Origin of the sequence: Arthrobacter sp. zg-Y20, from assembly GCF_030142075.1 — a bacterium.
Classification (GTDB): Bacteria; Actinomycetota; Actinomycetes; order Actinomycetales; family Micrococcaceae; genus Arthrobacter_B.
Genome location: NZ_CP126241.1, coordinates 3,043,307 through 3,067,092, shown reverse-complemented (window position 1 = coordinate 3,067,092; position 23,786 = coordinate 3,043,307). Strand labels below are relative to the sequence as shown.

The following is a 23,786-nucleotide window of genomic DNA, read 5'->3' as shown; positions in this document are numbered from 1 at the left end:
TCGTTGTAGGCGCGGGCTGCAGTACGGCCCGCGTGGCTGTGACTTGCAAACGAACTCTAGGAGTGACTCCCAGCAAACACTAAGCAGCAAGTGCTTTGACCATAGGCCTAGATAGTAATTTACGCCACAAAGAAACGTGCCAAAGCGCGTAGAACCTCAGGTCAGGAGGGCAGCGGCCAGCACCAGGACGGGCAGGGAAGCGACGGTGGTAAGCAGGACGGTGTCCTTCGCGACCAGCACCCCCTCGCCATACCGCGAGGCGGCCACAAAGACGTTTTGGGCCGTGGGCAGGGCTGCCGTAACGACGACGGCGAAGAGCAGGTGGCCTTCCATGCCGAGGGCAAAGCGGGCCAGCAGGTAGGCCAGCATCGGCTGCAGCAGCAGCTTGAAGCCCGAAGCGAGGATCACGTCGGCACGCCGCCCACCGCCGGCATCCAGCGGACGCGAGCCCACCAGGGACAGGCCAAAGGCCAGCAGCATGGCCGGCACCGCTGCGCCGGCGATCAGGGCCACCGGCTCGTGGATGATTTCCGGCAGCCGAAGGCCGGTGGCGGCCAGGAACAGGCCGATAAGCGAGCCCACCACAATCGGGTTGCGGATCACCTGCCCGGCGAAGACTGCCACCGAGGTGCGCCGCCCGCTGGTGGCGGAATCAAGCATCATCAGGAAAAACGGGGTGAAGAAGGCCAGCTGGAAAATCAGCACCGGGGCAATGTAGGCGGCGTCGCCAAGGACATAAACACAAATTGGAAGTCCGAGGTTCGCCGCGTTGACCAGGGACGAGGACATGGCTGACACCAGGGTTTCCGGCAGCGGCCGGCGCAGCCACCAGCGGGTGGCGAGGACGTACAGTCCGCCGGTGGCCAGGGCGCTGGCGGCAGCCACCAGCAGCGGCAGGGAGAAAACCGTGGGCAGGTCCGCGTCACTGAGCGTGGTGAGCAGCAGTGCGGGGGAGGCGACAAAAAACGCGAGCCGGCTCAGGACGGTCTGGGCGTTGTCGCCCAGTACCTTGAGCCGGCCGATGGCATAGCCGGTAAGGATGATGATCCATACAACGGCGAATCCGGTGAGTACCCCCAGCACCCGAAGCTGTTATCCCGCTTGGGCGGCGGAGCTCACGTTGTCGCCCGTGAGCTGGCTGTTGTCCAGGGCGAGCGGCGGACGCTCGGTGCCCTCGGTGACTGCTTCGGCCGGATCCGTGCCCAGCTCCAGGATGCGGTTGGCGGAATTCACGTGGACCACGGTGGGCACGAAGCTGCGGGCTTCTTCGGTGGTCATGTCGGCGTAGGTAATCAGGATGACGGTGTCGCCCACGTTCACCAGGTGGGCGGCGGCACCGTTGATGCCCAGCACGCCGGAGCCCCGCTCGCCTGCAATGGTGTAGGTCTCCAGGCGGGCACCGTTGGTGACGTCGACAATCGAGACCAGCTCGCCGGGCAGGATGTCCGCTGCTTCGAGCAGGTCGAGGTCGACCGTCACCGAACCCACGTAATGCAGGTCGGCATGGGTCACCGTAGCGCGGTGGATCTTGGACTTAAACATTTTCCGGTTCATCGCGGACAAGTCTACGCCGATTGCGGCGGACTTCGAGCCCCGGGGTTGACGGGGGCTCACAGGCAGGGAACGGAACGGACCCAAAGGGAGCGGGCGACGGGAATCGAACCCGCGTATCAAGCTTGGGAAGCTAGCGCTCTACCATTGAGCTACGCCCGCAGCGCCCGGAAGAATCCGGTGCAGTCCCTAACTCTACATGGAACCGCACGGTTGCCGAATTCGCAGTGCGGGGCTCTCACGCCTCGCGTGCGGGGCCGGTGTCCTGCGCTGAAGCCTGCGCAGCAGCGGAGTCGTCCGGACCGCCGCTGCGGGCCCGCTCAACGAGTTCACGCCACCGGCCCTTGACCTCGCGCTCGGGAATCGTGACGGCCTCCGGACCCACCGAGATTTCATAAATGAAGCGGTCCGGTTCACCGTCCACGGCTTCGGGCGGGTCCTGCAGGAGGGGCAGCCAGCGTTCCTGCGCCTCTTCAGGGGTGACCTGCGTGCTCCAGGTGCGCTGCATGCCCGCGAAGCCGCCGCTGCGCACTACAACCAGTCTCATACCATGACGTTAACCTCTTTCCATGCGGCCTGCACAGCAGAAGTTTCTTCGGCTCCGGCCCCGTACCGTTTTTCGGCAGCGGTAATCGTGGCTCCGGCGAAGACCGCGAAAGTGGCGTCCGGCGGGAAATTCCGCTCCGTAATGGTGTCGAACCAGATCTGGCCGGCACGCTCCCAGGCGTACCCGCCAAGTGCCGCAGCAACCAGGTAGAAAGCGTGGTTGGGGATGCCGGAATTGACATGCACTCCGCCGTTATCGGCCGTGGTGGATACATAGCCGTCCATGGTCCCCGGCTGCGGGTCCTTGCCGAGCACGTCGTCGTCGTAGGCAGTGCCCGGAGCCTTGAGGGACCGCAGTGCCTGTCCGCCCACCTGCTCGGTAAACAGTCCTGCACCCACCAGCCAGCTGGCTTCGGCCGCTTCCTGGCCCAGCAGTTTCTGCTCCACCAGGACACCGAAGACATCTGCCACGGATTCGTTCAGGGCGCCCGCCTGGTCCTGGTAGGTGAGCTGGGCGGTGTACTGGATCAGTCCGTGCGTCAGCTCGTGCCCGATAACGGTGAGGGATTTGCTGAAGCGCTGGAATACCTCGCCGTCTCCGTCGCCGAGCACCATCCGGGAACCGTCCCAGAAGGCGTTGTCGTAGTCGTGTCCGTAGTGGACGGTTGCCTCCAGCGAGCGGCCCGCGCCGTCAAGGGAGGAGTGGCCGAAGGCGTCGTTGAAGAGACGGTAGGTGGCGCCCAGCCCGTCATAGGTTTCATCCACCGCCGGATCGGAGGTGGGCGGCTGTCCCTCGGAGCGCACCACGGTACCGGGCAGTTCCTCCAAGCCGAGGGCGTCTGCAACGCTGCGGCGCAGTGAAGGGGCGAAGGCTGTTCCCGCTCCCCGGGCCGGTACCTGGTGCGGGATAGAGCGGACCGCAGCGATATTTGATTCGGCGGTGAGGGTGCGGCGTGCCGCCGCGGCCGCCGTCGCCCGGGCAGGGTCGTCGGCCGCAGCGAGGCGCTTGAGCATATAGGGCGGAACGATGGAACAGATCGAATGAGTAACGCTCGGCTTGGTCACGGTACAGCCCTCCATCTGTTGTGAGGTTCCCAAGCGTAGGCTCCACCACCGACACTGCAAGGGCTAGTACCGCAAAATGACCATCAAATGGCCGTAACGCAACCCAATCCGCCTAATTCGGGTCCGTCCGGCCCGGATTTAGCCCTCCGCTGACGCCTGCCGATCCGAACCGTCTGCATCTTCATCAGCCAGTTCGGACGCTGCGACCAGGGACGCAACAACGTCCGGACCGATTTCCAGTCCCACCTCATGGCCGGGGTTGACCGACATGCCGTATCCCGGGGCGATGCTGCGGATGGTCGCCTCGCCACTGGCCTTCACCACCACGGGAGCCGCTTCGCGCAGCTGCTGCGGAATCCGGTCGGCGGACGTGAAGGTTGCTGCCACCGAGTACTCCGCGTCCGGGGCTTTAAGGACCACGGCCTGGAAGGTGGCCGGGTCGTCCTCCTTGGCCAGGCGTCCCACGCTGAGCAGCTCGGAGGTCCAGATGACGGACATTACTTCACGGTTGCTGAGCCGTCCTTCACGGCCAGCGGTGATGGCCTCTTCCAGTGCTGCGCCGGGGGCCGGGGCATCCTCATGGGCAAGCGGCATCGCCGGGATTTCTGGGGTGTTGTCCGGTTCCATGGAAACTCCTTGGGAAGATCGGGGGGCAAAAACCCAAGTCTGGCATATCCGCCGGTTACCGTGGTGGGCATGGAACGCAATGAGAACACCCGCAGCCTCGAGCCCGGCATTGAACGCGATTTCAGCGACAAGATGAGCTACGGGTCCTACCTCGCCCTGGGCCAGCTGCTCTCGGCCCAGCACCCGGTGAGCCGGCCGGAGCACCATGACGAGATGCTGTTCATCATCCAGCACCAAACCTCGGAGCTGTGGCTGAAGCTGGTCCTGCACGAACTGCTGGCCGTCCGGACGCGGCTGCAGGAGGATGACCTGCGCTCGGCCATGAAGGGAATTGCCCGGATCAAGCACATCCAGCGCTCGCTGACCGAGCAGTGGTCGGTGCTGGCCACCCTGACCCCGTCCGAATACGCGCAGTTCCGCGGCGACCTGGGTGCTTCCAGCGGGTTCCAGTCCTACCAGTACCGGGCCGTGGAGTTCCTGCTGGGCAACAAAAACGAGGCCATGATCGCCGTCTTCCAGGCAGATCCGGAAGCACAGGCGCTGCTGTCAGGGCTGCTGACCCAGACCAGCATCTATGACGAGTTCATCCGCTGCCTGCACCGCCGGGGCTACGCCGTGGACCCGGCGCTGCTGGACCGGGACGTCCGCAAGGCCCACGTCTACAACGAATCACTGCTGGAGATCTTCAAGTACGTATATGAGAACCACGAAGCGAACTGGGACATCTACGAGGCCTGCGAGGAACTGGTGGACTTGGAGGACAACTTCCAGCTGTGGCGTTTCCGACACCTCAAGACCGTGGAGCGGACCATCGGCATGAAGCGGGGCACGGGCGGTTCCAGCGGTGCCGGCTTCCTGCGCCGGGCGTTGGAACTGACGTTCTTCCCCGAGCTGTACGCGGTGCGCACTGAAATCGGCCGCTAGGGGCATGCGCTATTTTTGAAGAGTGCTGATTTCTGACCGCGATATCCGAGCCGAGATTGCCGAGAACCGGATTGCCCTGGACCCGTATGACCCCGCGATGGTCCAGCCTTCCAGCGTTGATGTGCGCATCGACCGCTTCTTCCGGCTGTTCGACAACCACAAGTACGCCCACATCGACCCCTCGCTGGACCAGTCTGAGCTGACCCGGCTGGTGGAAGTTGACCCGGACGAGCCCTTTATCCTGCATCCGGGCGAATTCGTGTTGGGTTCCACCTATGAACAGGTGACCCTGCCGGACGACATTGCCGCCCGCCTGGAAGGCAAGTCCTCCCTGGGCCGGCTGGGGCTGCTCACGCACTCGACCGCCGGCTTCATCGACCCGGGCTTCTCCGGCCACGTGACGCTGGAGCTCTCCAACATGGCCACCCTGCCGATCAAGCTGTGGCCCGGGTCCAAGATTGGCCAGCTGTGCTTCTTCCGCCTCAGCTCCCCGGCTGAGTACGCCTACGGCTCCGGCCGGTACGGCAACCGCTACCAGGGCCAGCGCGGCCCGACGGCGTCGCGCAGCCACCTCAACTTCCACCGCACCGACGTCGGTGGAACCGACGGCGCCGCGGCGGAAGCCGCCGCTTCCTAGCCTGCCTGCCCCGCCCGGTCTCCGGACCGGGTGCGGGGGCCGGGGGAGCGGACCGGAAGCAGGACCAGCAGTCCCAGCAGCAGCACGGCCACGATGCCGATGATGCCGTAGCGCTGAGCACCGAAGATCACGATGCAGGCGGAGAACAGGGTGGGGGCCAGGAAACTGACGGCCCGTCCGGTGGTGGCGTAGAGCCCGAAGAGTTCCCCTTCCTTGCCAACAGGTGCCAGCCGTGCCAGGAACGCACGTGAGGCAGCCTGTGCGGGGCCTACGAACAGGCACAGCAGCAGGCCGAAGATCCAGAACGTGGTGTCCCCGCTCCACTGCAGCCCCAGCATGTCCTGGTTCCCCGGTCCCAGCACCACAACGGCGGTGCCGGCCAGGATCAGCCCGATGAGGGCCCCGATGATTACCGGCTTGGGTCCGGCCCGGTCATCGAGGAAACCGCCGATCACGGATCCGACGGCGGCAATTACGTTGCCGAAGATGGCGAACATGATCACCTCGGAGAGCTCCCAGCCGAATGTTCCCGCAGCGATCACGCCGCCGAAGGTGAACACGGCAGCGAGTCCGTCACGGAAGACGGCGCTGGCCAGCAGGAAGTAAATAGTGTGCCGGTCGGTCTTGTACAGGGCCTTGATGCGCCGGAACAGGAGCTTGTAGGAGGCCAGGAAACCGATCCGCGCCACGGCGTCCTGCCGCGGAACCTCCGGAACCGCGAACATCAGCGGAAGCGCGAAGAGCAGGAACCATACCGCGGAGAACAGGGCTACGGAGCGCAGGTTCAGGCCGTTCTCCGAGGTGACGCCGAACCAGCCGACCTCCGGCTGGACAAAGCCCACCAGCACCAGGGCCAACGCGGCGATGCCGCCCACGTATCCCATGGCCCAGCCGAGCCCGCTGACTTTGCCTACTGAGGCGGGAGTGGACACCTGGCTCAGCATGGCGTTGTAGTTCACGCCGGCGAATTCGAAGAAGAGGTTGGCCACTGCAATCAGGACCACGCCGAGGATCAGGTAATCGGGGGAGGGCAGCACCAGCCAGCACGCCGCCATCAGCACGCAGGTCAGCAGCGTGTTGACGGTGAGCCAGGTGCGGCGCCGGCCGCCGGCGTCGGACCGCTGTCCGGTAATGGGTGCCAGCAGCGCGACCGCGACGCCGGCAACGGCCAGCGCTGCGCCGAGCACCGCGGAGTTGTCATCCGTGTCCCCGAAGGCATTGGAGGTCAGGTAGACGGTGAAGACAAAAGTGGTCATCACCGCATTGAAGGACGCCGAGCCCCAGTCCCAGGCGGCCCATGCCGCTACCTGCTTCCACCGGGCGGCTTTGGAAGCGGGCGCCGCCCCCGCGGGCTCTTTATGTGTTCTGACACTCATGCGCAGAGCCTAACGGCAACCGGCATTTTCCCCGGCATTCCACGCCGCCGTGCGGCTGCTGGGTGTAGCGCCGGCGGACCCGAATAGGAAGGGATGTGTATGCCATGGGTAGAATGTATGTACGACCTTGACCGCCCCCTTGATAACTACAGCGATCACTACAGCCTTTAGCGCTGCACAATCGACGAGAGAGTCCGGGAGATCATAGTGCTTTTTGTGCTCACCGTTATGTTTACGGTGGCACTGGTTGCGCCCATATTTTTCCGGAAGGCTGGCCGGTCGGCGTTCTACGTGCTTGCCGCCTTCCCCGCGGCTGCGTTCGCCTGGCTGATGGCCACGTTCCCGCAGTACACCGGCGCCAACCAGACGCTCGCCTCGGGAGCCCCCAACGCCCCGCCGTCCGTGACCATCCCCTGGATTCCGGACCTGCAGGTGGAACTGGCCTTCCGGATGGACACGCTGTCAGCTGTGCTCTCCATCCTGATCCTCGGGGTAGGTGCGCTGGTCCTTTTCTACTGCGCCCGGTACTTCCGCCCCAATGATCCGAAGATGGGATCCTTCGGGGCCCAGCTGCTGGCCTTTGCCGCAGCCATGTTTGGCCTCGTGACGGCAGATGACCTGATCCTGCTGTTCATTTTCTGGGAACTGACCACCATCCTGTCCTATCTGCTCATCGGGTACGCGGCCCAGCGCCTCTCCGCCCGCCGGGCAGCGCTGCAGGCCCTGATCGTCACCACCTTCGGCGGCCTGGCCATGCTGGTTGGCATGATCATGCTCGGCTCCGCCGCGCATACCTACCGGATCTCCGAGATCATGGCGCAGGCACCGGAACTGGTGGGCTCGGGCATGCTGGTCAACGTCGCCGTCGCCCTGATGCTGGTGGGCGCCGTGTCCAAGTCAGCCCTGCTGCCCTTCCACTTCTGGCTGCCCGCCGCGATGGCCGCACCCACTCCGGTCAGTGCCTACCTGCATGCCGCCGCCATGGTGAAGGCCGGCATCTACCTGACCGCCCGGCTTGCTCCCGGCTTCTCCGAAACCGCGTTCTGGCACCCCATAGTGCTGGTGCTGGGCCTGGCCACCATGCTGCTGGGCGGCTGGCGTGCCCTGCGGCAGTACGACATCAAGCTGATCCTCGCCTACGGCACTGTGAGCCAGCTCGGTTTCCTGACCCTGGTGGTTGGCCTGGGCAGCCGGGAAGCAGCCGTCGCCGGGATGGGCATGCTGCTGGCCCACGGCTTCTTCAAGGCCACGCTGTTCCTGGTGGTCGGGATCATCGACCACAAGGCCGGCACCCGCGACATCCGCAAGCTCTCCGGAATTTTCCGGGCCGCACCGAAGCTGGGCGTAGTCGCCGTGATCGGTGCCGCGTCCATGGCGGGTGTGCCGCCGCTGCTGGGCTACGTGGCGAAAGAATCCATCTACGAAACCTTCGTGCACTACGGCGAACAGCAGGGCAGCTTTGCGGCCTGGCTGCTGCTGGCCGGCATTGTCGCCGGCTCCATCCTGACCTTCGCCTACAGCGCCCGCTTTGTGTGGGGCGCGTTCGCCGTCAAGAACGACTGTGCTGCCACCCCGTTCAAGGCCGTGCCCTGGTCCTTCCTGGGGGCTCCCGCAGTGCTGGCCGCCGCCACCGTGGTCTTCGGACTGTGGCCGGCCCCGCTGGATTCGGTGGTGTCCTCCTATGCCGGGCTCTTTCCGGCGGACGGGAAACCGACCCACCTGGCCCTGTGGCACGGGCTGACCCCGGCACTGGGACTGACCGTGCTGACCCTGGCCACCGGTACAGCGCTGTTCCTGCTGCGCCGGCAAATGGAGTCCTTCCAGCGGGACGTTGCCTCCCCGATTGACGCTGAGCGCTCCTACCGCGGCGCCATCGGTGTGCTGGACGACGTCGCCGTCTGGGTCACGGGCCGCACGCAGCGCGGTTCGCTCACCTTCTACCTGTTCGTCATCCTCATCATGGCGATCCTCACGCCCCTTTCGGCGCTCATCCTCCGCTCCGCGCCCATGCCCGAGAGCTTCCGCTGGTTCGACAACCCGCTGCAGGCCGTGATTGGTGCTGCCGTCATCATCGGTGCGGTAGCCGCAGCGCGCGCCAGCAAGCGTTTCCTGGCGGTGCTGATGGTGTCGGTGAGCGGCTACGGCATTGCCCTTATTTTCGCCCTCCAGGGGGCCCCGGACCTGGCGCTGACCCAGATGCTGGTGGAGACAATTGTGCTGGTGGCCTTTGTGCTGGCCCTGCGGTCCCTGCCGGCCCGGCTGTGGAAGCGCGAGCCCAAACGGCACCGTTTCCTGCGGGCCCTGCTGGGCATTGCGTTCGGTGCCTCCATGATTGTCTTCGCGATGTCAGCCATGGCGTCGCGGGTGGCCACCCCCATCTCCCTGGATTTCCCGCAGCTGGCGTACGAGGGCGGCGGCGGATCCAATATTGTCAACGTGACCCTCGTGGATATCCGTGCCTGGGACACCTTCGGCGAGATTTCCGTCCTGGCCATCGCCGCCACCGGTCTGGCGTCCCTGATTTTCGTCCGCGGACGCGGCGATAAGCGCCGCCGCGCCGAGGGCGTGGCCTCCGGTTCCGTGGACCGCGGCCGGGAGCAGTTCGCCTCCACCGGGCGCCGGCAGGCAACCTTGGCCCTGGCCCGCAAATTCTCCAGCGTGGGACGGGATGCCTGGCTGGTGGCCGGCCGGACACTGGCCCCGGAACGCCGCTCCATCATCTTCGAGGTGATTACCCGGCTGCTGTTCCACTCGGTCATCCTCTTCTCGGTCTACCTCCTGATAGCAGGCCACAACGCCCCCGGCGGCGGCTTCGCCGGCGGGCTCATGGCCGGGCTGGCGCTGACCATCCGGTACCTCGCCGGCGGACGGTTCGAGTTGGCCGAGGCGAGCCCCGTGAGCGCCGGAGCCCTGCTGGGCGGAGGCCTGGGCCTGGCGGCCCTGTCCGCTGCCGCGCCCCTGTTCTTCGGCGGGCAAGTCCTGCAGAGCGCCATCCTCAAGTTCTCCTGGCCGGTGTTTGGGGAGGTCAAGTTCGTCACCTCCACGATTTTCGACATAGGCGTGTACCTGGTGGTGGTGGGCCTGGTGCTTGATGTCCTCCGCAGCCTGGGTTCGGAAATCGATGAACGCAGCGAGGGCGACGACGGCGAAGACGAAGACATAGTGGAGGAACCGCAGATCATTGACCTTGGCCAGCGGCTCGACGGTGTTCCCGGCACGGGATCCCGGCCCGAAGAGGAAGAGGTGGCCCGGTGACCGTGAATATAACCCTTCTCCTGGTGATGGGTGCCCTGTACGCCTGCGGCATCTACCTGCTGCTTGAACGGAGCCTGACCCGGGTGGTGCTTGGCCTGGCCATGCTGACCAATGCAACGAACATCCTGCTGCTGGCAACCGGCGGCCCGGCAGGGTTGGCTCCCATGTTCAACAAGGACCTGGCCGCAGATGCCTACAACGACCCGCTGCCGCAGGCGTTCATCCTCACCTCGATTGTCATTTCGTTCTCCGTGACGGCCTTTATGCTCGGGATCATTTACCGGTCCTGGGTACTGGGCCGCCAGGACGAGGTCCAGGACGACATTGAGGACCGCCGCGTCGCCAGCCAGAGCAGCTTCGACGCGGAAGACGACGCCGATGTACCGGAGGACACCACGGAATTCACCCCGCCCGAAGAAGCCGAAGAGGCTCCCGGGTCCCAACGCGGCAACGCAGAGAAGGACCCGGAGGTGAACCGATGACTACAGCAAGCCTCGCGCCCCTGGCCGTCGTGCTGCCGCTCCTCGGCGCGGCCCTGGCCTTCATCCTGATCCGGCACCAGCGTTCCCAGCGGGTGGTCAGCGTCAGCATCCTGTCCGTGACGCTGGCACTGGAAGTGATTCTGCTGCTCTCGGTCTGGAACACCGGTGCCGTGGCGGTTAACCTCGGCGGCTGGCTGCCGCCGTTCGGAATCACGATGGTGGTGGACCAGTTCTCCGCCCTGATGCTGGTGGTCTCCTCGGCCATCAGCCTCGCCGTGCTCATTTACGCCGCCGGCCAGGGTATGGCCGACGGCGATGAAGACGGCCCTATTTCGATCTTCCACCCGACCTACCTGATCCTGGTGGCCGGCGTCTCCAACGCCTTCCTGGCCGGGGACCTGTTCAACCTCTATGTAGGTTTCGAGATCCTGCTGACGGCCAGCTATGTGCTGATGACCCTGGGCGGCACCACGCCGCGAATCCGGGCCGGAGTCACCTACGTGGTGGTCAGCGTGGTGTCCTCGCTGCTGTTCCTGATTGCCATTGCCATGATCTACGCGGCCACCGGCACGGTGAACATGGCGGATCTGGCCTTGAAGCTGGGGGAGCTGGATCCGGCGACGCAGCTGATGCTGCACCTGATGCTGCTGGTGGCGTTCGGCATCAAGGCCGCCGTCTTCCCGCTGTCCTTCTGGCTGCCCGACTCCTATCCCACCGCCCCGGCACCGGTGACGGCCGTGTTCGCCGGCCTGTTGACCAAGGTGGGCGTCTACGCCATGGTGCGGACAGAGACCCTGCTGTTCCCGGGAGACCGGATAAATACGCTGCTGATGGTGGTGGCCGGGCTGACCATGCTCGTGGGTATCCTCGGTGCCCTGGCCCAGACGGACATCAAACGTATGCTCTCCTTCACCCTGGTCAGCCACATCGGCTACATGGTGTTCGGCCTGGCAGTCGCATCCGTGGTCGGCATCGGCTCCGCTGTGTTCTACGTGGTGCACCACATCACCGTGCAGACCTCGCTGTTCCTGGTCACGGGCCTGATTGAACGCCGGGGCGGGACGGCCAACATGGACCGCCTCGGCGGGCTGGCGAAGCTCTCCCCGCTGCTCGCCGTGCTGTATTTCATCCCGGCAATCAACCTGGCCGGCATTCCGCCGTTCTCCGGGTTCCTGGGGAAGCTGGGCCTGATGCAGGCCGGCGTCGAGCTGGGCACCCCGCTGGCCTACGTCCTGGTAGCCGCGAGCGCCGCCACCAGCCTGCTGACGCTGCTGGTGATGGCCCGGGTATGGAACCGCGCCTTCTGGCGGACCCCGGAAGACGCCGTCCATCCGGATCCGATCCTGCTGGCCGTCGGGCCGGACGGTGCCAGCCTGCGCAAGTCGCAGGACGTCAGCGAACACACCACGGGCCGGTTCGCCCACCGGGACTCGGTGGACCTGCTGCCGCGCACCATGGTCTATCCCACCGTGGGCCTGGTTGCCCTGGGCGTCAGCCTGACCGTGCTCGCCGGGCCGCTGTTCTCGCTCAGCGACGGTGCCGCCCGGGACCTGCTGGAACGTACTCCGTACATCGAAGCGGTACTCGGGGAAGGAGCGGCTGACCAATGACGAAGGAAGCGCGCATGCGCAACCGCGCCCGTATCCCGCTGCTGCAGGAACTGCCGCTGCTGATCTGGCTGGTGTTCCTGTGGGGTGCCCTCTGGCAGGATTTCAGTGCCGGCAACCTGCTCTTCGGCACGGTGATCGCGTTTATCGTGGCGAATATCTTTTACCTGCCGCCGGTGGAGCTCAGCGGCCGGTTCAACCTGTTCTACGGCCTCGTCTTTGCCGGCCGGTTCTTCTACAAACTGGTGCAGGCCAGTTTCCATGTGCTCTGGCTGGCGGTTGTCCGCGGCCCGCGGATCCGCAACGGCGTGATCGGGGTGAAGCTGCGCAGCCGGTCGGACCTGCTGGTCACGGCCACGGGCCACGCACTGTCCCTGATTCCCGGCTCGCTGATTGTCGACGTCGACCGTTCCACCTCCACCCTGTACCTGCACGCCCTGGACGTGTCCACGGCTGAGCAGGCGGAGAAGGTGCGCGCCGACGTCCTGCAGGCCGAGGCGTGGCTGATCCGGACCATGGGCACCAAAGAGGAACTGGCTGCCCTGCGCGCCGAGAGTGATGAAACCCGTCAGCGGAAGATTGGAGGCAAGGCATGATGAACGTTGCCGTGGTGGTGGTGAGCCTCATGCTGGCCGTGGCCGGCGCGGGGGCGATTTACCGGATTGCCCGCGGGCCGTCGATCCTGGACCGGGTGCTTGCCTCGGACGTGCTGCTGGCCATTGTGGGCGGCGCCCTGGCCGTGGACATGATCGTCTACCGCAACTTGGACTACTTGGCCTTGCTGGTCGCCATTTCCCTGGTCGGTTTCATCGGGTCGGTAACGGTTGCGCGCTTCGTGACGGACAGGCGGTAGGGCCATGGACGAAACCGTGTACGACGCGATTGTCGCTGTCCTGATGTTCGGCGGGGCACTGATGTCCCTGGCGGCGGCCATCGGCCTGATCCGCTTCCCCGACCTGCTCAGCCGCATGCACGCTGCGTCCAAGCCGCAGGTGCTCGGCTTGCTGCTTTTCCTGCTGGCCATGGCCGTGGAGTTCCGCAGCTGGAAACTGCTGCCGGTCCTGGCCGTCGCATGGATCTTTATGCTGCTGACGGCACCTGTTTCCGCGCACATGGTGGGCCGGGCCGGGTACCGCACCAAGCACCTGCGGCCGGAACTGCTCGTGATCGACGAACTGGACGACGTCGTCGAGCGCGCCCAGCGATTGCTCCAGGACGCTGAGGCGGAGGCGCTCGAGGACGAAAACGAGGACCCGCGCGTGGACGACGATCCCGGCGAGGAGGAACCGGCCTACACCGGGGAACTGGACGACGACGAACTGCTGGCCGGCCGCGAACGCGAGGCCGGGTTAAGCAGCGGCGCCCAGCACCCGGGAAAGAATCCCGAGGGCTGAGCGCCGCAGGCGGTGCTTGGGCCGGCAGGCCGGGTCAGACGACCTCAGGGGTCTTCTGGTAGCGCTGGATGGCCCGCTGCGTGCCGCGGGTGGTCAGGACCCGGATGACCGAGCTGACGGCGCCGGACACCACGGCGAAAGCCACGGCAGCGCGGAGGCTGTTTTCCAGGCTGCCCTCGGCGTCCTTGGGCGGCTCGTTGCCCGTGGCCTTGGTCCAGACGAAATCCAGTACCTTGGCGGCCACGATTCCGGACAGGATACTGGCTCCGGTTCCGAGCAGTTTGAGGATCAGGTTCATGGGTACTCCTAGCTTCGGGCGTTTTTCCTAACCCTACGGTATCCGTTCGGTACCCCTGCGGGGAGCGGGCACGCGTGTGTAGAGTGGTACCGCAAACACACGACAGGGGAGCGCCCCCTCCGCACGGCCTTCGGGCAGCGGAGACAAGGCGCTGAGAGTGCGGACATCCGCAGACCCTCGAACCTGATCCGGTTAGTACCGGCGAAGGGAGTCGAGAGCTCAGGGAATTCCCGCCACGTCACGGCACCCGCCGGGGCACGGCAGGAACGGCACCGGCATTGCCGGCGCGCCACTACCCTCCCCTCCTGCTATCAGGAGGATATTCATGAACCGCTTTACTTCTGCTGCGGCACCGTCCGCAGCCAAGCCCGCAGCGCCGGCACGCACATGGCGTGTGGTGGACATTGTTGTTGCGTCCGTAGTGGCCGTGGCCGTGGGCGTCATTTTCTGGGCCTGGTCCCTCGGCTACGCCGGGATCAGTGCGCTGACCGCCGCGTTCCCGCCGCTGGCCGGCCTCTATACCGGCGGCTGGCTTATTGCCGGTGTGCTGGGCGGGCTGATCATCCGCAAGCCGGCGGCCGCGATCTACTGCGAAGTGCTGGCCTCGGCCGTGTCCGGTGTGCTGGGCACCCAGTTCGGCCTATCCGTGCTGCTCTCCGGCTTCCTGCAGGGCCTCGGTGCCGAACTGGTGTTCCTGCTGTTCCTCTACCGCCGCTTCTCCCTGCCCGTGGCATTGCTGGCCGGGCTGGGTTCGGGCCTGTTCCTGGGACTGAGTGAAAACGTTCTGTACAACGTGGAGTGGGCAGCTCAGTGGAAGCTGTTGTATGTCCTGCTCACTGCCTTCTCCGGTGCGGTCCTGGCCGGCGGACTGTCCTGGCTGGCGGTCCGGGCATTGGCACGGACCGGCGCTCTGGCACCCTTCGCGTCCGGACGGACAGGCAAGGCATAGCGGTGCGGTTTTTGAACGCCCGCCGCCGGGCTCCCGGCGCGGCCGCACCCCGGGTGCTGCCTTCCGCCGTCGCGCGGCGCAGCAGTCCCGCCGCCGTTACCGCCCAAGGCTGGGGGTGGCGGCACGGGGGCAGGGCCGGTGCCGCAGTGTCCGGACTGGACCTGTCGGTAGCGCCGGGGGAGCGGGTGCTGCTGCTCGGGGCCTCCGGCGCCGGAAAATCCACACTCCTGCATTCCCTCGCGGGCGTGCTGGGACCGGATACCGGTGGGGAGGAACAGGGCAGGATCTCAGTGGACGGTGTCCATCCGGCGGATCCCGCAGCCCGCGGCCGGACCGGACTGGTGCTGCAGGATCCCGATGCGCAGACCGTGCTGTCCCGTGTGGGGGATGAAGTTGCCTTCGGCGCCGAGAACCTTGCGGTCCCGGCCGGGGAGATCTGGCCCCGGGTGCGGGCCGCACTGGCCGACGTCGGACTGGACGTGCCGCTGGAGAGTTCCACTTCCGCTCTCTCCGGCGGGCAGAAGCAGCGGCTGGCCCTGGCCTCCGTGATGGCGATGGAACCCGGACTGCTGCTGCTGGACGAACCCACCGCCAACCTGGACCCGGCGGGCGTGGCGGAAATCCGCGACGCCGTGGTGCGGGTGCTGGACCGCACCGACGCCACCGTCATTGTGGTGGAGCACCGCGTGGAGGTCTGGGCGGACGTGGTGGACCGCGTGGTGGTACTGGCTGCCGGCGGCGGCGTCCTGGCCGACGGATCACCGGAGCAGGTGCTGGGGGATCCGGTGCACCGGAAAACCCTGGCCGCAGCCGGGGTTTGGCTTCCGGGCGCCCGGCCGGAGATTCCCGGCGGTGCGTGGGCCCCGGCTGCCGGCGGGAACCGGCTGCTGGCGGCCCGCGGGCTGGCTGCCGCCCGGACGGGCCGCGGACCTGCCGTGGTCACCGGGGCGGACCTGGCGCTGGACGCCGGAACCGCCGTCGGCATTACCGGACCCAACGGTGCCGGCAAATCCACCCTCGCCCTGACCATGGGCGGCTTGCTGCGGCCGCGGGGCGGAACCATCGCCGCCGAACCGTTGCTGGCCGGCACCGCTGCGCCCGAACCGCACCGGTGGACGTCGGCGCAGCTGGTGAGCAGGATCGGAACCGTGTTCCAGGAACCGGAGCACCAGTTCCTCACCAACACCGTGCTGGACGAACTGTCCTTCGGCCCGCGCCGGCTCGGGCTGGAAAAGGAGTCCGCGGCCCGGGTGCGGGAGCTTGCCGAACGGCTGCACCTCGACGCCCTGCTGGATGCCAACCCCTTCACGCTCTCCGGCGGGGAGAAGCGCCGGCTGTCCGTGGCAACCATGCTCGCCACGGCGCCGTCCATCCTGCTGCTCGATGAGCCGACGTTTGGCCAGGACGCCCGAACCTGGGCGGAACTGGTGGCCCTGCTGCGTGCCCAGCTGGACGATGGCCGGTGCGTGGTGTCGGTGACCCACGACGCCGGCTTCATCCAGGCGCTGGGCGCGCGGACCCTGCAGGTGGGCGGCGGAACGGTCCGGGACGCCGCCGCCGAGCCGGTGCCGGACCCGGCAGCAGGGCCGGCCGCGGACAATGCAACCGAGGTGCTCCGGTGAGCCGGGCGGAGATCTCGGCCGCGGAGTCCGGTGGAACGGCGCCTGGAGAAGACGCGGGCGCGCCCGTCCGCACCGCCGTTACTTTCCTGGCCCGCGCCAACCCGTTGTCCAAGCTCACGTCGGCGGCCCTGCTGACCCTGGCGGTGCTGGTCACCGTGGACTGGGTGAGCGCCGCCGTCGTCCTGGCCCTGGAACTTCTCCTGCTGCCGCTGCTGCACATCCGGGCGGGTACGCTCCTGCGGCGCATCTCGCCGCTGCTGGTGGCCGCGCTGATCGGGGCCTGGGGTACGGCGCTGTTGGCGGAGAAGACCGGGGCGGTGCTGTTTGCAGCGGGACCGCTGATCTTTACCTCCGGTTCCGTGGCCGCGGGTATTGCCATTGGACTGCGCGGGCTGGCCATAGCCCTGCCCGGGATCTACCTGCTGACCAGCACCGATCCCACCGACCTGGCCGACGCCCTGGCGCAGAAGCTGCGGCTGCCGCACCGCTTTGTGCTGGGCGCACTGGCGGCCATGCGCCTGGTGGGTTTGCTGGTCGAGGAATGGCGGACCATCGGGCTGGCCCGCCACGCGCGCGGCGCGGGGCCCGATGCCGGTGCGGCGGCCCGGCTGAAGGGTTTCGCCGGGCAGGCACTGGCCTTGCTGGTGCAGGCCATCCGCCGGGCCACGCGGCTGGCCGTGGCCATGGAGGCCCGCGGGTTTGGCGCGGGGGACCGGTCCTGGGCACGGACCTCAACGTTCAGCAGGATCGACGCCGCGGTGCTGGCCACGGGAGTGGTCGTGTCAGCCGCCGCGGTGGCAGCGGCGCTGGCGGCCGGCACGTTCAACTTCATCCTGACCTGAGCATCGGGGGCTGAGTGCTCAGAGTGCGGTGTCGGCCAGCTTCGCGAGTTCGCTGTTCAGGCTCTCGGAGAAAGGCAGCTCGCGGCCGTCGATGGAACGGACCGGAACCAGCAGCCGGATGCTGGAAGCCAGCCACACGCCGTCGGCCGCGAACAGGTCCTCCGGAACCATTGGGCCGTAGCCCAGTTCCCAGCCGGCAGCTTCGGCGGCCTTGAAGAGGGCGTCCTGCGTGGTTCCGGCCAGGATGCCGCTCTTCCGTTCGGGGGTCAGCAGGGTCCGGACACCGTCCCGTTCGCGGGCCAGCACCACCGTGGAGGTGGGTCCCTCCAGGACCTTGCCGTCCGAGGAGGTAAAAATGGCGTCATCGGCCCCGTGTTCCTTGGCGTAGCGCAGGGCGGCCATGTTCACGGCGTAGGAAAGCGTCTTGGCGCCCAGCAGCAGCCAGGGTGCCCGGGACGCGGCCATGCTGTCATAGCCGCGGTCCAGCAGCAGCACCTTAATCCCGTCGGTCTGCTGCCGCGCCGCGTCGGGCGCGGCGGAAACCTGCACCCACGCCGTGGAGGTCCCGCTGCCTTCCACGCCCCGGGTGGCCACCAGCTTCACCGCGGCCCGGCCCTGCGGCCCGGCAGCGCCCTGCCCGAAGTGCAGCGCCAATGCCGTGGCGATGGCCCGCTCCCAGGCCTGGCGTACCGGGATCTGCAGGTCCAGCAGCTGTGCCGAGGACGCCAGCCGGTCCAGGTGCGCGTCCGGTTTCCGGGGCACACCGTCCACGGCCAGCAGCGACTCGAAAATCCCGTCACCGCGGGTGACGCCCAGGTCGCTCACGAGCAGATGCGGCACCGCAGGATCGGCAGGGCGGCCGTCGGGGTACGCGGAATCCAGGAAAACCAGAACAGTCATGGCACCAGCCTAGCGGCGCGGGACACGCCCGGGACCCCCGTACCGATAGGCTGAGGGCAGGGTGCTGCTGGGAGGAGCTTGAGCGTGTGGTGGTCTCTGACCGGTTTTGACCTGTCCGGATGGACGGCGACCGTGCTGGCCGTGGTGGATTACGGTATCCGGATTATTGCGTTGGGCGTTGTTCCCGGCAACCGGCGTCCCACGACGGCCATGGCGTGGCTGCTGTGCATCTTCTTCCTTCCCATCCCGGGCATCATCCTCTTCTCCCTCTTCGGGAACCACCGGCTGTCGGACCACCGGGTGCGGCGGCAGGCGGAGATCAACCGGACGGTGCGCGAGAACACCAAGGAACTTGAGGCCGAGGGCAGTAATTACGGCGGACCGGAGTGGGTGCTCAACGCCGCCGAGCTGAACCGCCGGCTGGGGTCCTTCCCCACACTGGACGGCAACAAGGTCGACCTGCAGCGCGACTACGCGGAGTCCATCGACATGATGACCCGTGCGGTGGAAAAAGCCGCACGCTACGTGCATGTGGAGTTCTACATCATGGGCTACGACGCCCAGACCAGGCAGTTCTTCCAGGCACTCAAGTCAGCGGCTGCCCGCGGCGTCACCGTCCGGCTGCTCTTCGACCACATCGGCACCCTGCGGATCAAGGGCTACCGGAAGATGCTGCGCGAACTGCGCAACAGTGATGTCCAATGGCGGCGGATGCTGCCGGTGGAGCCCTTCCGGGGCCGCTGGCGCCGTCCGGACCTGCGCAACCACCGGAAACTGGTGGTGGTGGACGGAGCCGTTGCGTTCACCGGATCGCAGAACCTCATTGAGCCTGCCTACCACAAGGGCCGCAACCGCCGCTCCGGCCGCAAATGGGTGGAGCTGATGGCCCGGGTGGAAGGACCGGTGGTGGATGAGCTCAACGTCGTTTTCGCCACCGACTGGAACGCCGAAACCGATGAGAACCTAGAACGCGAACTCAGCCTGTACGAATGGACCTACGATCCGGGCAACGTGACCTGCCAGGTGGTCCCCAGCGGACCGGGCTTCAGCACCGAAAACAACCTGCGCCTGTTCGCGTCCCTGATCTATTCGGCCAGCGACCGGATTTCCATCACCAGCCCGTACTTCGTGCCCGATGACACCCTGCTTTACGCGGTGACGACGGCGGCCCAGCGCGGCGTGGAAGTGGAACTGTTCGTTTCCGAAAAGGGCGACCAGTTCCTGGTGGACCACGCCCAGCGCTCCTACTACGAGGCGCTGCTCCGGGCCGGGATCCGGATCTACCAGTACCCCAAGCCGCTGGTCCTGCACGCCAAGCACTTCACCATTGACAACGAGGTGGCCGTCTTGGGCTCCTCCAACATGGACATGCGTTCTTTCTCGCTGAACCTCGAAGTCTCCATGATGATGTTCGACGGCACCATCGTGGAACAGATGCGCCGGGTCGAGGACACCTACCGCGCCCTGTCCAAGGAACTGCTGCTGGAGGACTGGGTGGACCGCCCCCTCTGGCAGCGCTACATCGACAACGTGGCCCGGCTGACCGCCACCCTGCAGTAAGGAGCCCGCGCGGCGGCCAGCGCCGGCAGTTCAGGCAGCGCGGTCCAGCACGCCGAGGACCGACGCCAGCGCCGCTGCTGCATTGGCGTCCGGACCCACCATCCGCACCGCCAGGTCCGCGGCGGCGGACGCGTCGTCGTCGGCGGACCAGCGCCGCTCCTGCGCGGCCCAGCGCTCCCAGTGCGGGGCGTAGGTGCTGCCGTCGCGCTCCAGGGCGTACCTGCGGCGGACGGATTCCTCGCCGCCCACCCATACGGCGGTGTCCAGCATGCTGCGGGCCTCGCGGTGCGCGGCGCCCACCCCTTCGAAGACGACGGCGTCGGCCGGTTCGGTGCTCCGCCAGGGTCCGCGGCGTCCGGCTTCCCAGTCCCAGGCCTGCCAGCGGGCCGCCTGCCCCCGGGCGAGCGGACGCAGGACCTGCTCCCGGTAGTAGGCCATTCCCGATTCCAGGCCGTCCCAGCCGGGGTAAATGTCCTCGAGGTGGAACAGGCGCACGCTTCCGCGGCGGCTCAAGGCTGCGGCCACTTCGGTGGCGAGCGTCGTTTTGCCGGCTCCGGAGAAACCGTCGACGGCGATGAGCAGGGGTTTGCGGGAGTCTCCGGTGGAAGCTGCGGGCTCAGCGGTCATGGCGGCTTTCGCACCGGTTCGCCAGGAGCTGTTCCACATACTCCAGCACGCCCGGCACGGCGGCCGTGATGAGGGCGTAGGACTCCTCGAAGTCCTTTTGGTCCCCGTACCAGGGGTCCGCAATGCCCAGTTCCGCGGAGGGGTGCGGCCGGCCGGCCGGTGTCTGCAGGGCCGGGTCGAAGGCCCGCAGCATCATCACCTTGGCCCGGTCCGCCTGCGTGGGGGCCTGCAGCGACAGTTCCATAAAATGGCCGTAGTCCATGGCCAGGATCAGGTCACGTTCGGCGAACCATTCCGGCTGGAACCCGCGGGCCCGGAAGGCAGTGATGCCAGTATCCGGATAGCCGTGGCGCCGCAGTTCGGCCGCGGCCCGCTTATCCATCGGCTTGCCCGCTTCCCAGCCGCTCAGTCCGGCGGAGTCCACCGCCACTGCCGCCGGCTCTTCCCCGGCAACCGGCCGTTCCGCGGCGGCGTCGCCGAAGGCGCGGGCCAGCGCAAACTGGGCCATGGGGGAGCGGCAAATGTTGCCCGTGCATATGGTCTGGATCCGGAACATGCCTTAAATCCTACGCAGAACGCCGGCCTGCTCAGGCCCGGGCGAGCAGCTCGCCGCAGGGCATCAGGAACCAGCCGTCCGGTGCTGCGGCCCATTCCTGCCAGCCGGCGGAGAGCCGTTCCAAACCCTCCCGGTCCGCCAACCCGCGTTCGGAGGCCTGCTCGGCGAAGGCGGAATGCAGCACCCGCTCGGACCATGATGCGGCCAACCAGGCCCGCTGGTCTTCGGTCGCGTACAGCCAGTTGGAGGATGAGGGTGTCAGGTCCGTGAACCCTGCCTCCAGTGCCCAGGAGAGCAGGTGCCGCCCGGCGTCGGGTTCGGCCTGGTTGCCGCGGGCAATGTGCTGGTAGACCTGCATCCATTCGGCCAGCTCGGGAACCGCCGGGTACCAGCTCATGCCATGGAAATCGACGTCGCGCACTGCCACCAGCCCGCCGGGCTTGGTGACCCGGCGCATTTCGCGCAGGGCGGCCACCGGATCCGCCAGGTGCTGGAGCACCTGGTGGGCGTGGACCACGTCGAAGGTCTCGTCGGGGAAGTCCAGGTCATAAATGTTTCCCCCGGCGAAGGAGGCATTCGCCAGGCCGCGGGCGGCGGCCAGTTCGCGGGCCAGGACCAGGACGTCCTCAGAGGCGTCCAGGCCGATCACCACCCCGGGGGCTGCCAGTTCGGCAAGGTCCGCCGTAATGCTGCCCGGGCCGCAGCCGACGTCGAGCATGCTTATGCCCGGCTTCACTTCGGGCAGCAGATACGCGGCGCAGTCCTTCGCCGTGCGGACCGCGTGGGCGGACACCACGCTCTGGTGGTGGCCGTGGGTGTACGTTTCGGGACGCATAGCAGGACCCTACCGCCCTCCGCCCGCCGCAGGGAGCCAAAGCGCGACCGCGTGTTCCGCAAGGGCTCCAACCAAACTTGAGCCTCCTGCGCTCAAGTTTGTTGACAAAGAATCAGCTCTGAGTAAAGTTGAGTCCAGAACGCTCAATTGCTCTACGCGATGTCCAACGGAGGAAGCCATCCCGGTCCGGGAAGGGAACCGCCGCGGGAGAAGTCACGAAGATGCGGGTTTTTCCAAGGAAAGAGGAAGCAAATATGTCACGTGCAGTAGGTATCGACCTCGGAACCACCAACTCGGTCGTCTCGGTGCTGGAAGGCGGCGAGCCCACGGTCATCGCCAACGCTGAAGGCGGCCGCACCACGCCGTCGGTCGTGGCGTTCGCCAAGTCCGGCGAGGTCCTGGTCGGCGAGATCGCCAAGCGCCAGGCCGTCAACAACATTGACCGCACCATCTCCTCCGTCAAGCGCCACATGGGCACCGACTGGAGCGTGGACGTAGACGGCAAGAAGTACACCGCGCAGGAAATCTCCGCCCGCATCCTGATGAAGCTGAAGAACGACGCCGAGGCCTACCTCGGTGAGAAGGTCACGGACGCCGTGGTCACCGTTCCGGCCTACTTCAACGACGCTGAGCGCCAGGCCACGAAGGAAGCCGGCGAGATTGCCGGCCTGAACGTGCTGCGCATTGTCAACGAGCCCACCGCAGCTGCCCTGGCCTACGGCCTGGACAAGGGCAAGGAAGACGAACTCATTCTCGTCTTCGACCTTGGCGGCGGCACGTTCGACGTTTCCCTGCTGGAAGTCGGCAAGGACGAAGACGATTTCTCCACCATCCAGGTCCGCGCCACCGCCGGTGACAACCGCCTCGGCGGCGACGACTGGGACCAGCGCATTGTGGATTACCTGCTGAGCCAGGCCAAGGCCAAGGGTGCGGACCTGTCCAAGGACAAGATCGCCCTGCAGCGCCTGAAGGAAGCCGCGGAACAGGCCAAGAAGGAACTCTCCTCGGCCACCTCCACGAACATCTCCCTGCAGTACCTCTCGGTCACCCCCGAAGGCCCGGTCCACCTGGACGAGCACCTTTCCCGTGCCAAGTTCCAGGACCTGACCAAGGACCTGCTGGACCGCACCAAGAAGCCGTTCAACGACGTCATCGCTGAAGCCGGCATCAAGGTTGCCGACATTGACCACATCATCCTCGTGGGCGGTTCCACCCGTATGCCCGCCGTTTCCGAACTCGTGAAGCAGCTGGCCGGCGGCAAGGAACCGAACAAGGGCGTAAACCCGGACGAAGTTGTGGCCGTTGGCGCCGCACTGCAGGCCGGTGTCCTGAAGGGCGAGCGCAAGGACGTCCTGCTGATCGACGTCACCCCGCTGTCCCTGGGCATCGAGACCAAGGGCGGAGTGATGACCAAGCTGATCGAGCGCAACACGGCCATCCCCACCAAGCGCAGCGAGACCTTCACCACCGCGGATGACAACCAGCCGTCCGTGGCCATCCAGGTCTTCCAGGGCGAACGCGAGTTCACCCGCGACAACAAGCCGCTGGGCACCTTCGAGCTGACCGGCATTGCGCCGGCTCCGCGCGGTGTCCCGCAGATCGAGGTCACCTTCGACATCGACGCCAACGGCATTGTGCACGTGTCCGCCAAGGACAAGGGCACCGGCGCCGAGCAGTCCATGACCATCACCGGCGGGTCCTCGCTGTCCAAGGACGACATTGACCGGATGGTCCGCGAGGCCGAAGAGCACGCAGCCGAGGACAAGAAGCGCCGCGAGGCTGCCGACGTCCGCAACTCGGCCGAGCAGCTGGCCTACTCGGTGGACAAGCTCCTCACCGACAATGACGACAAGCTGCCCGAAGACGTCAAGACCGAGGTCAAGGGCGACGTCGACTCGCTGAAGAAGGCCCTTGAGGGCACGGACAACGACGACGAGGTCAAGAGCGCGTTTGAGCAGCTGCAGGCTTCCCAGACCAAGCTCGGCGAAGCCATCTACGCTTCGGCCTCCGCTGCCGGTGCTGAAGGCGCCCCGGGCGCCGGTGCGGCCGGTGACGGTTCCGCTGCCGGCAGCGCCAACGATGACGAAGACATCGTGGACGCCGAAGTTGTCGACGACGAAGAAAAGAAGTAAT

23 protein-coding genes, 1 tRNA gene, 1 pseudogene and 1 riboswitch are annotated in these 23,786 nt (G+C 66.7%); of the genes and pseudogenes, 13 read left to right on the top strand and 12 right to left on the bottom strand.

What is annotated here, in order from left to right:
• Nucleotides 1–156: 156 nt before the first annotated feature.
• The 6 genes from QNO06_RS14675 to QNO06_RS14650 form a co-directional block, all read right to left on the bottom strand.
• Entirely contained in the window at nucleotides 157–1,083 is a 927-nt protein-coding gene (locus QNO06_RS14675; RefSeq protein ID WP_227911782.1) for an AEC family transporter, read from the bottom strand.
• Nucleotides 1,084–1,092: 9 nt separating this feature from the next.
• Nucleotides 1,093–1,554 (bottom strand): aspartate 1-decarboxylase, encoded by a 462-nt coding sequence (panD, locus tag QNO06_RS14670; RefSeq protein ID WP_227911781.1) that lies wholly within the window; start codon nucleotides 1,552–1,554, stop codon nucleotides 1,093–1,095.
• A gap of 88 nt (nucleotides 1,555–1,642) precedes the next feature.
• Nucleotides 1,643–1,713, bottom strand: a tRNA-Gly gene (locus QNO06_RS14665).
• Nucleotides 1,714–1,789: 76 nt separating this feature from the next.
• Nucleotides 1,790–2,098, bottom strand: coding sequence for a protealysin inhibitor emfourin (locus QNO06_RS14660; protein ID WP_227911780.1), 309 nt, complete (start codon nucleotides 2,096–2,098; stop codon nucleotides 1,790–1,792).
• A complete protein-coding gene (locus QNO06_RS14655) occupies nucleotides 2,095–3,111 on the bottom strand; it encodes a M4 family metallopeptidase (RefSeq protein ID WP_227912400.1) in 1,017 nt (338 codons plus the stop codon). Before QNO06_RS14655 ends, QNO06_RS14660 begins: the two co-directional genes overlap by 4 nt.
• Nucleotides 3,112–3,300: 189 nt before the next feature.
• Entirely contained in the window at nucleotides 3,301–3,789 is a 489-nt protein-coding gene (locus QNO06_RS14650) for an SseB family protein (RefSeq protein ID WP_227911779.1), read from the bottom strand.
• A gap of 69 nt (nucleotides 3,790–3,858) precedes the next feature.
• Here QNO06_RS14650 and QNO06_RS14645 point away from each other — a divergent pair, with 69 nt between their 5' ends.
• Nucleotides 3,859–4,713 carry a tryptophan 2,3-dioxygenase gene (locus QNO06_RS14645; protein ID WP_227911778.1) on the top strand — a complete coding sequence of 285 codons (855 nt, stop codon included), beginning with the start codon at nucleotides 3,859–3,861 and terminating at the stop codon, nucleotides 4,711–4,713.
• Between the two features lie 22 nt (nucleotides 4,714–4,735).
• Nucleotides 4,736–5,350 (top strand): dCTP deaminase, encoded by a 615-nt coding sequence (gene dcd, locus QNO06_RS14640; RefSeq protein ID WP_227911777.1) that lies wholly within the window; start codon nucleotides 4,736–4,738, stop codon nucleotides 5,348–5,350.
• Here dcd and QNO06_RS14635 read toward each other — a convergent pair.
• Nucleotides 5,347–6,726, bottom strand: coding sequence for an MFS transporter (locus QNO06_RS14635; protein ID WP_227911776.1), 1,380 nt, complete (start codon nucleotides 6,724–6,726; stop codon nucleotides 5,347–5,349). The two genes, dcd and QNO06_RS14635, sit on opposite strands and share 4 nt — an antisense overlap.
• Before the next feature lie 207 nt (nucleotides 6,727–6,933).
• Here QNO06_RS14635 and QNO06_RS14630 point away from each other — a divergent pair, with 207 nt between their 5' ends.
• The 6 genes and pseudogenes from QNO06_RS14630 to mnhG form a co-directional block, all read left to right on the top strand.
• On the top strand, nucleotides 6,934–9,981 hold the full coding sequence (locus tag QNO06_RS14630; protein ID WP_227911775.1) for a Na+/H+ antiporter subunit A: 3,048 nt from the start codon (nucleotides 6,934–6,936) through the stop codon (nucleotides 9,979–9,981).
• Nucleotides 9,978–10,463 (top strand): Na(+)/H(+) antiporter subunit C, encoded by a 486-nt coding sequence (locus QNO06_RS14625; RefSeq protein WP_227911774.1) that lies wholly within the window; start codon nucleotides 9,978–9,980, stop codon nucleotides 10,461–10,463. The genes QNO06_RS14630 and QNO06_RS14625 overlap by 4 nt, the downstream gene beginning before the upstream one ends.
• Nucleotides 10,460–12,073: a Na+/H+ antiporter subunit D gene (locus QNO06_RS14620; protein ID WP_227911773.1), complete on the top strand. Its 1,614-nt coding sequence runs from the start codon at nucleotides 10,460–10,462 to the stop codon at nucleotides 12,071–12,073. Before QNO06_RS14625 ends, QNO06_RS14620 begins: the two co-directional genes overlap by 4 nt.
• Nucleotides 12,070–12,666: a Na+/H+ antiporter subunit E gene (locus QNO06_RS14615; protein WP_227911772.1), complete on the top strand. Its 597-nt coding sequence runs from the start codon at nucleotides 12,070–12,072 to the stop codon at nucleotides 12,664–12,666. The genes QNO06_RS14620 and QNO06_RS14615 overlap by 4 nt, the downstream gene beginning before the upstream one ends.
• Nucleotides 12,663–12,923: an MrpF/PhaF family protein gene (locus tag QNO06_RS14610; RefSeq protein ID WP_227911771.1), complete on the top strand. Its 261-nt coding sequence runs from the start codon at nucleotides 12,663–12,665 to the stop codon at nucleotides 12,921–12,923. The genes QNO06_RS14615 and QNO06_RS14610 overlap by 4 nt, the downstream gene beginning before the upstream one ends.
• 4 nt (nucleotides 12,924–12,927) lie before the next feature.
• Nucleotides 12,928–13,269: pseudogene (gene mnhG / locus QNO06_RS14605) on the top strand (monovalent cation/H(+) antiporter subunit G); the annotation flags it as partial.
• A 229-nt stretch (nucleotides 13,270–13,498) separates the two neighbouring features.
• Here the strand turns inward: mnhG and QNO06_RS14600 are convergent.
• Nucleotides 13,499–13,762 carry a DUF4235 domain-containing protein gene (locus QNO06_RS14600; RefSeq protein WP_227911770.1) on the bottom strand — a complete coding sequence of 88 codons (264 nt, stop codon included), beginning with the start codon at nucleotides 13,760–13,762 and terminating at the stop codon, nucleotides 13,499–13,501.
• A 94-nt stretch (nucleotides 13,763–13,856) separates the two neighbouring features.
• Nucleotides 13,857–13,989: riboswitch (TPP riboswitch) on the top strand.
• A gap of 98 nt (nucleotides 13,990–14,087) precedes the next feature.
• Between QNO06_RS14600 and QNO06_RS14595 the strand changes: the two genes are divergently transcribed.
• The 3 genes from QNO06_RS14595 (at nucleotide 14,088) to QNO06_RS14585 (ending at nucleotide 17,175) form a co-directional block, all read left to right on the top strand.
• Complete coding sequence (locus QNO06_RS14595) at nucleotides 14,088–14,711, top strand: ECF transporter S component (protein ID WP_227911769.1); 624 nt, start codon at nucleotides 14,088–14,090, stop codon at nucleotides 14,709–14,711.
• Between the two features lie 53 nt (nucleotides 14,712–14,764).
• Nucleotides 14,765–16,333 carry an ABC transporter ATP-binding protein gene (locus QNO06_RS14590; RefSeq protein WP_227912399.1) on the top strand — a complete coding sequence of 523 codons (1,569 nt, stop codon included), beginning with the start codon at nucleotides 14,765–14,767 and terminating at the stop codon, nucleotides 16,331–16,333.
• Nucleotides 16,334–16,419: 86 nt separating this feature from the next.
• Nucleotides 16,420–17,175, top strand: a complete 756-nt coding sequence (locus tag QNO06_RS14585) for an energy-coupling factor transporter transmembrane component T family protein (RefSeq protein ID WP_227912398.1) — start codon at nucleotides 16,420–16,422, stop codon at nucleotides 17,173–17,175.
• Between the two features lie 18 nt (nucleotides 17,176–17,193).
• Here the strand turns inward: QNO06_RS14585 and QNO06_RS14580 are convergent, their stop codons facing one another.
• Nucleotides 17,194–18,075 carry an aminodeoxychorismate lyase gene (locus tag QNO06_RS14580; protein WP_227911768.1) on the bottom strand — a complete coding sequence of 294 codons (882 nt, stop codon included), beginning with the start codon at nucleotides 18,073–18,075 and terminating at the stop codon, nucleotides 17,194–17,196.
• 84 nt (nucleotides 18,076–18,159) lie between these two features.
• On the opposite strand from QNO06_RS14580, the gene cls reads away from it, so the two are divergent.
• A complete protein-coding gene (cls, locus tag QNO06_RS14575; RefSeq protein WP_442860142.1) occupies nucleotides 18,160–19,635 on the top strand; it encodes a cardiolipin synthase in 1,476 nt (491 codons plus the stop codon).
• Between the two features lie 30 nt (nucleotides 19,636–19,665).
• On the opposite strand, the gene QNO06_RS14570 is transcribed toward cls, so the two are convergent.
• The 3 genes from QNO06_RS14570 to QNO06_RS14560 are packed head-to-tail and all read right to left on the bottom strand — an operon-like array spanning nucleotide 19,666 to nucleotide 21,653.
• Nucleotides 19,666–20,262 (bottom strand): nucleoside/nucleotide kinase family protein, encoded by a 597-nt coding sequence (locus tag QNO06_RS14570; protein WP_227911767.1) that lies wholly within the window; start codon nucleotides 20,260–20,262, stop codon nucleotides 19,666–19,668.
• A complete protein-coding gene (locus QNO06_RS14565; RefSeq protein ID WP_227911766.1) occupies nucleotides 20,252–20,818 on the bottom strand; it encodes a low molecular weight protein-tyrosine-phosphatase in 567 nt (188 codons plus the stop codon). The genes QNO06_RS14570 and QNO06_RS14565 overlap by 11 nt, the downstream gene beginning before the upstream one ends.
• 31 nt (nucleotides 20,819–20,849) lie before the next feature.
• Nucleotides 20,850–21,653, bottom strand: coding sequence for a class I SAM-dependent methyltransferase (locus QNO06_RS14560; protein WP_227911765.1), 804 nt, complete (start codon nucleotides 21,651–21,653; stop codon nucleotides 20,850–20,852).
• Between the two features lie 254 nt (nucleotides 21,654–21,907).
• Here QNO06_RS14560 and dnaK point away from each other — a divergent pair, with 254 nt between their 5' ends.
• Entirely contained in the window at nucleotides 21,908–23,785 is a 1,878-nt protein-coding gene (dnaK, locus tag QNO06_RS14555; RefSeq protein ID WP_227911764.1) for a molecular chaperone DnaK, read from the top strand.
• Nucleotide 23,786: the final 1 nt, after the last annotated feature.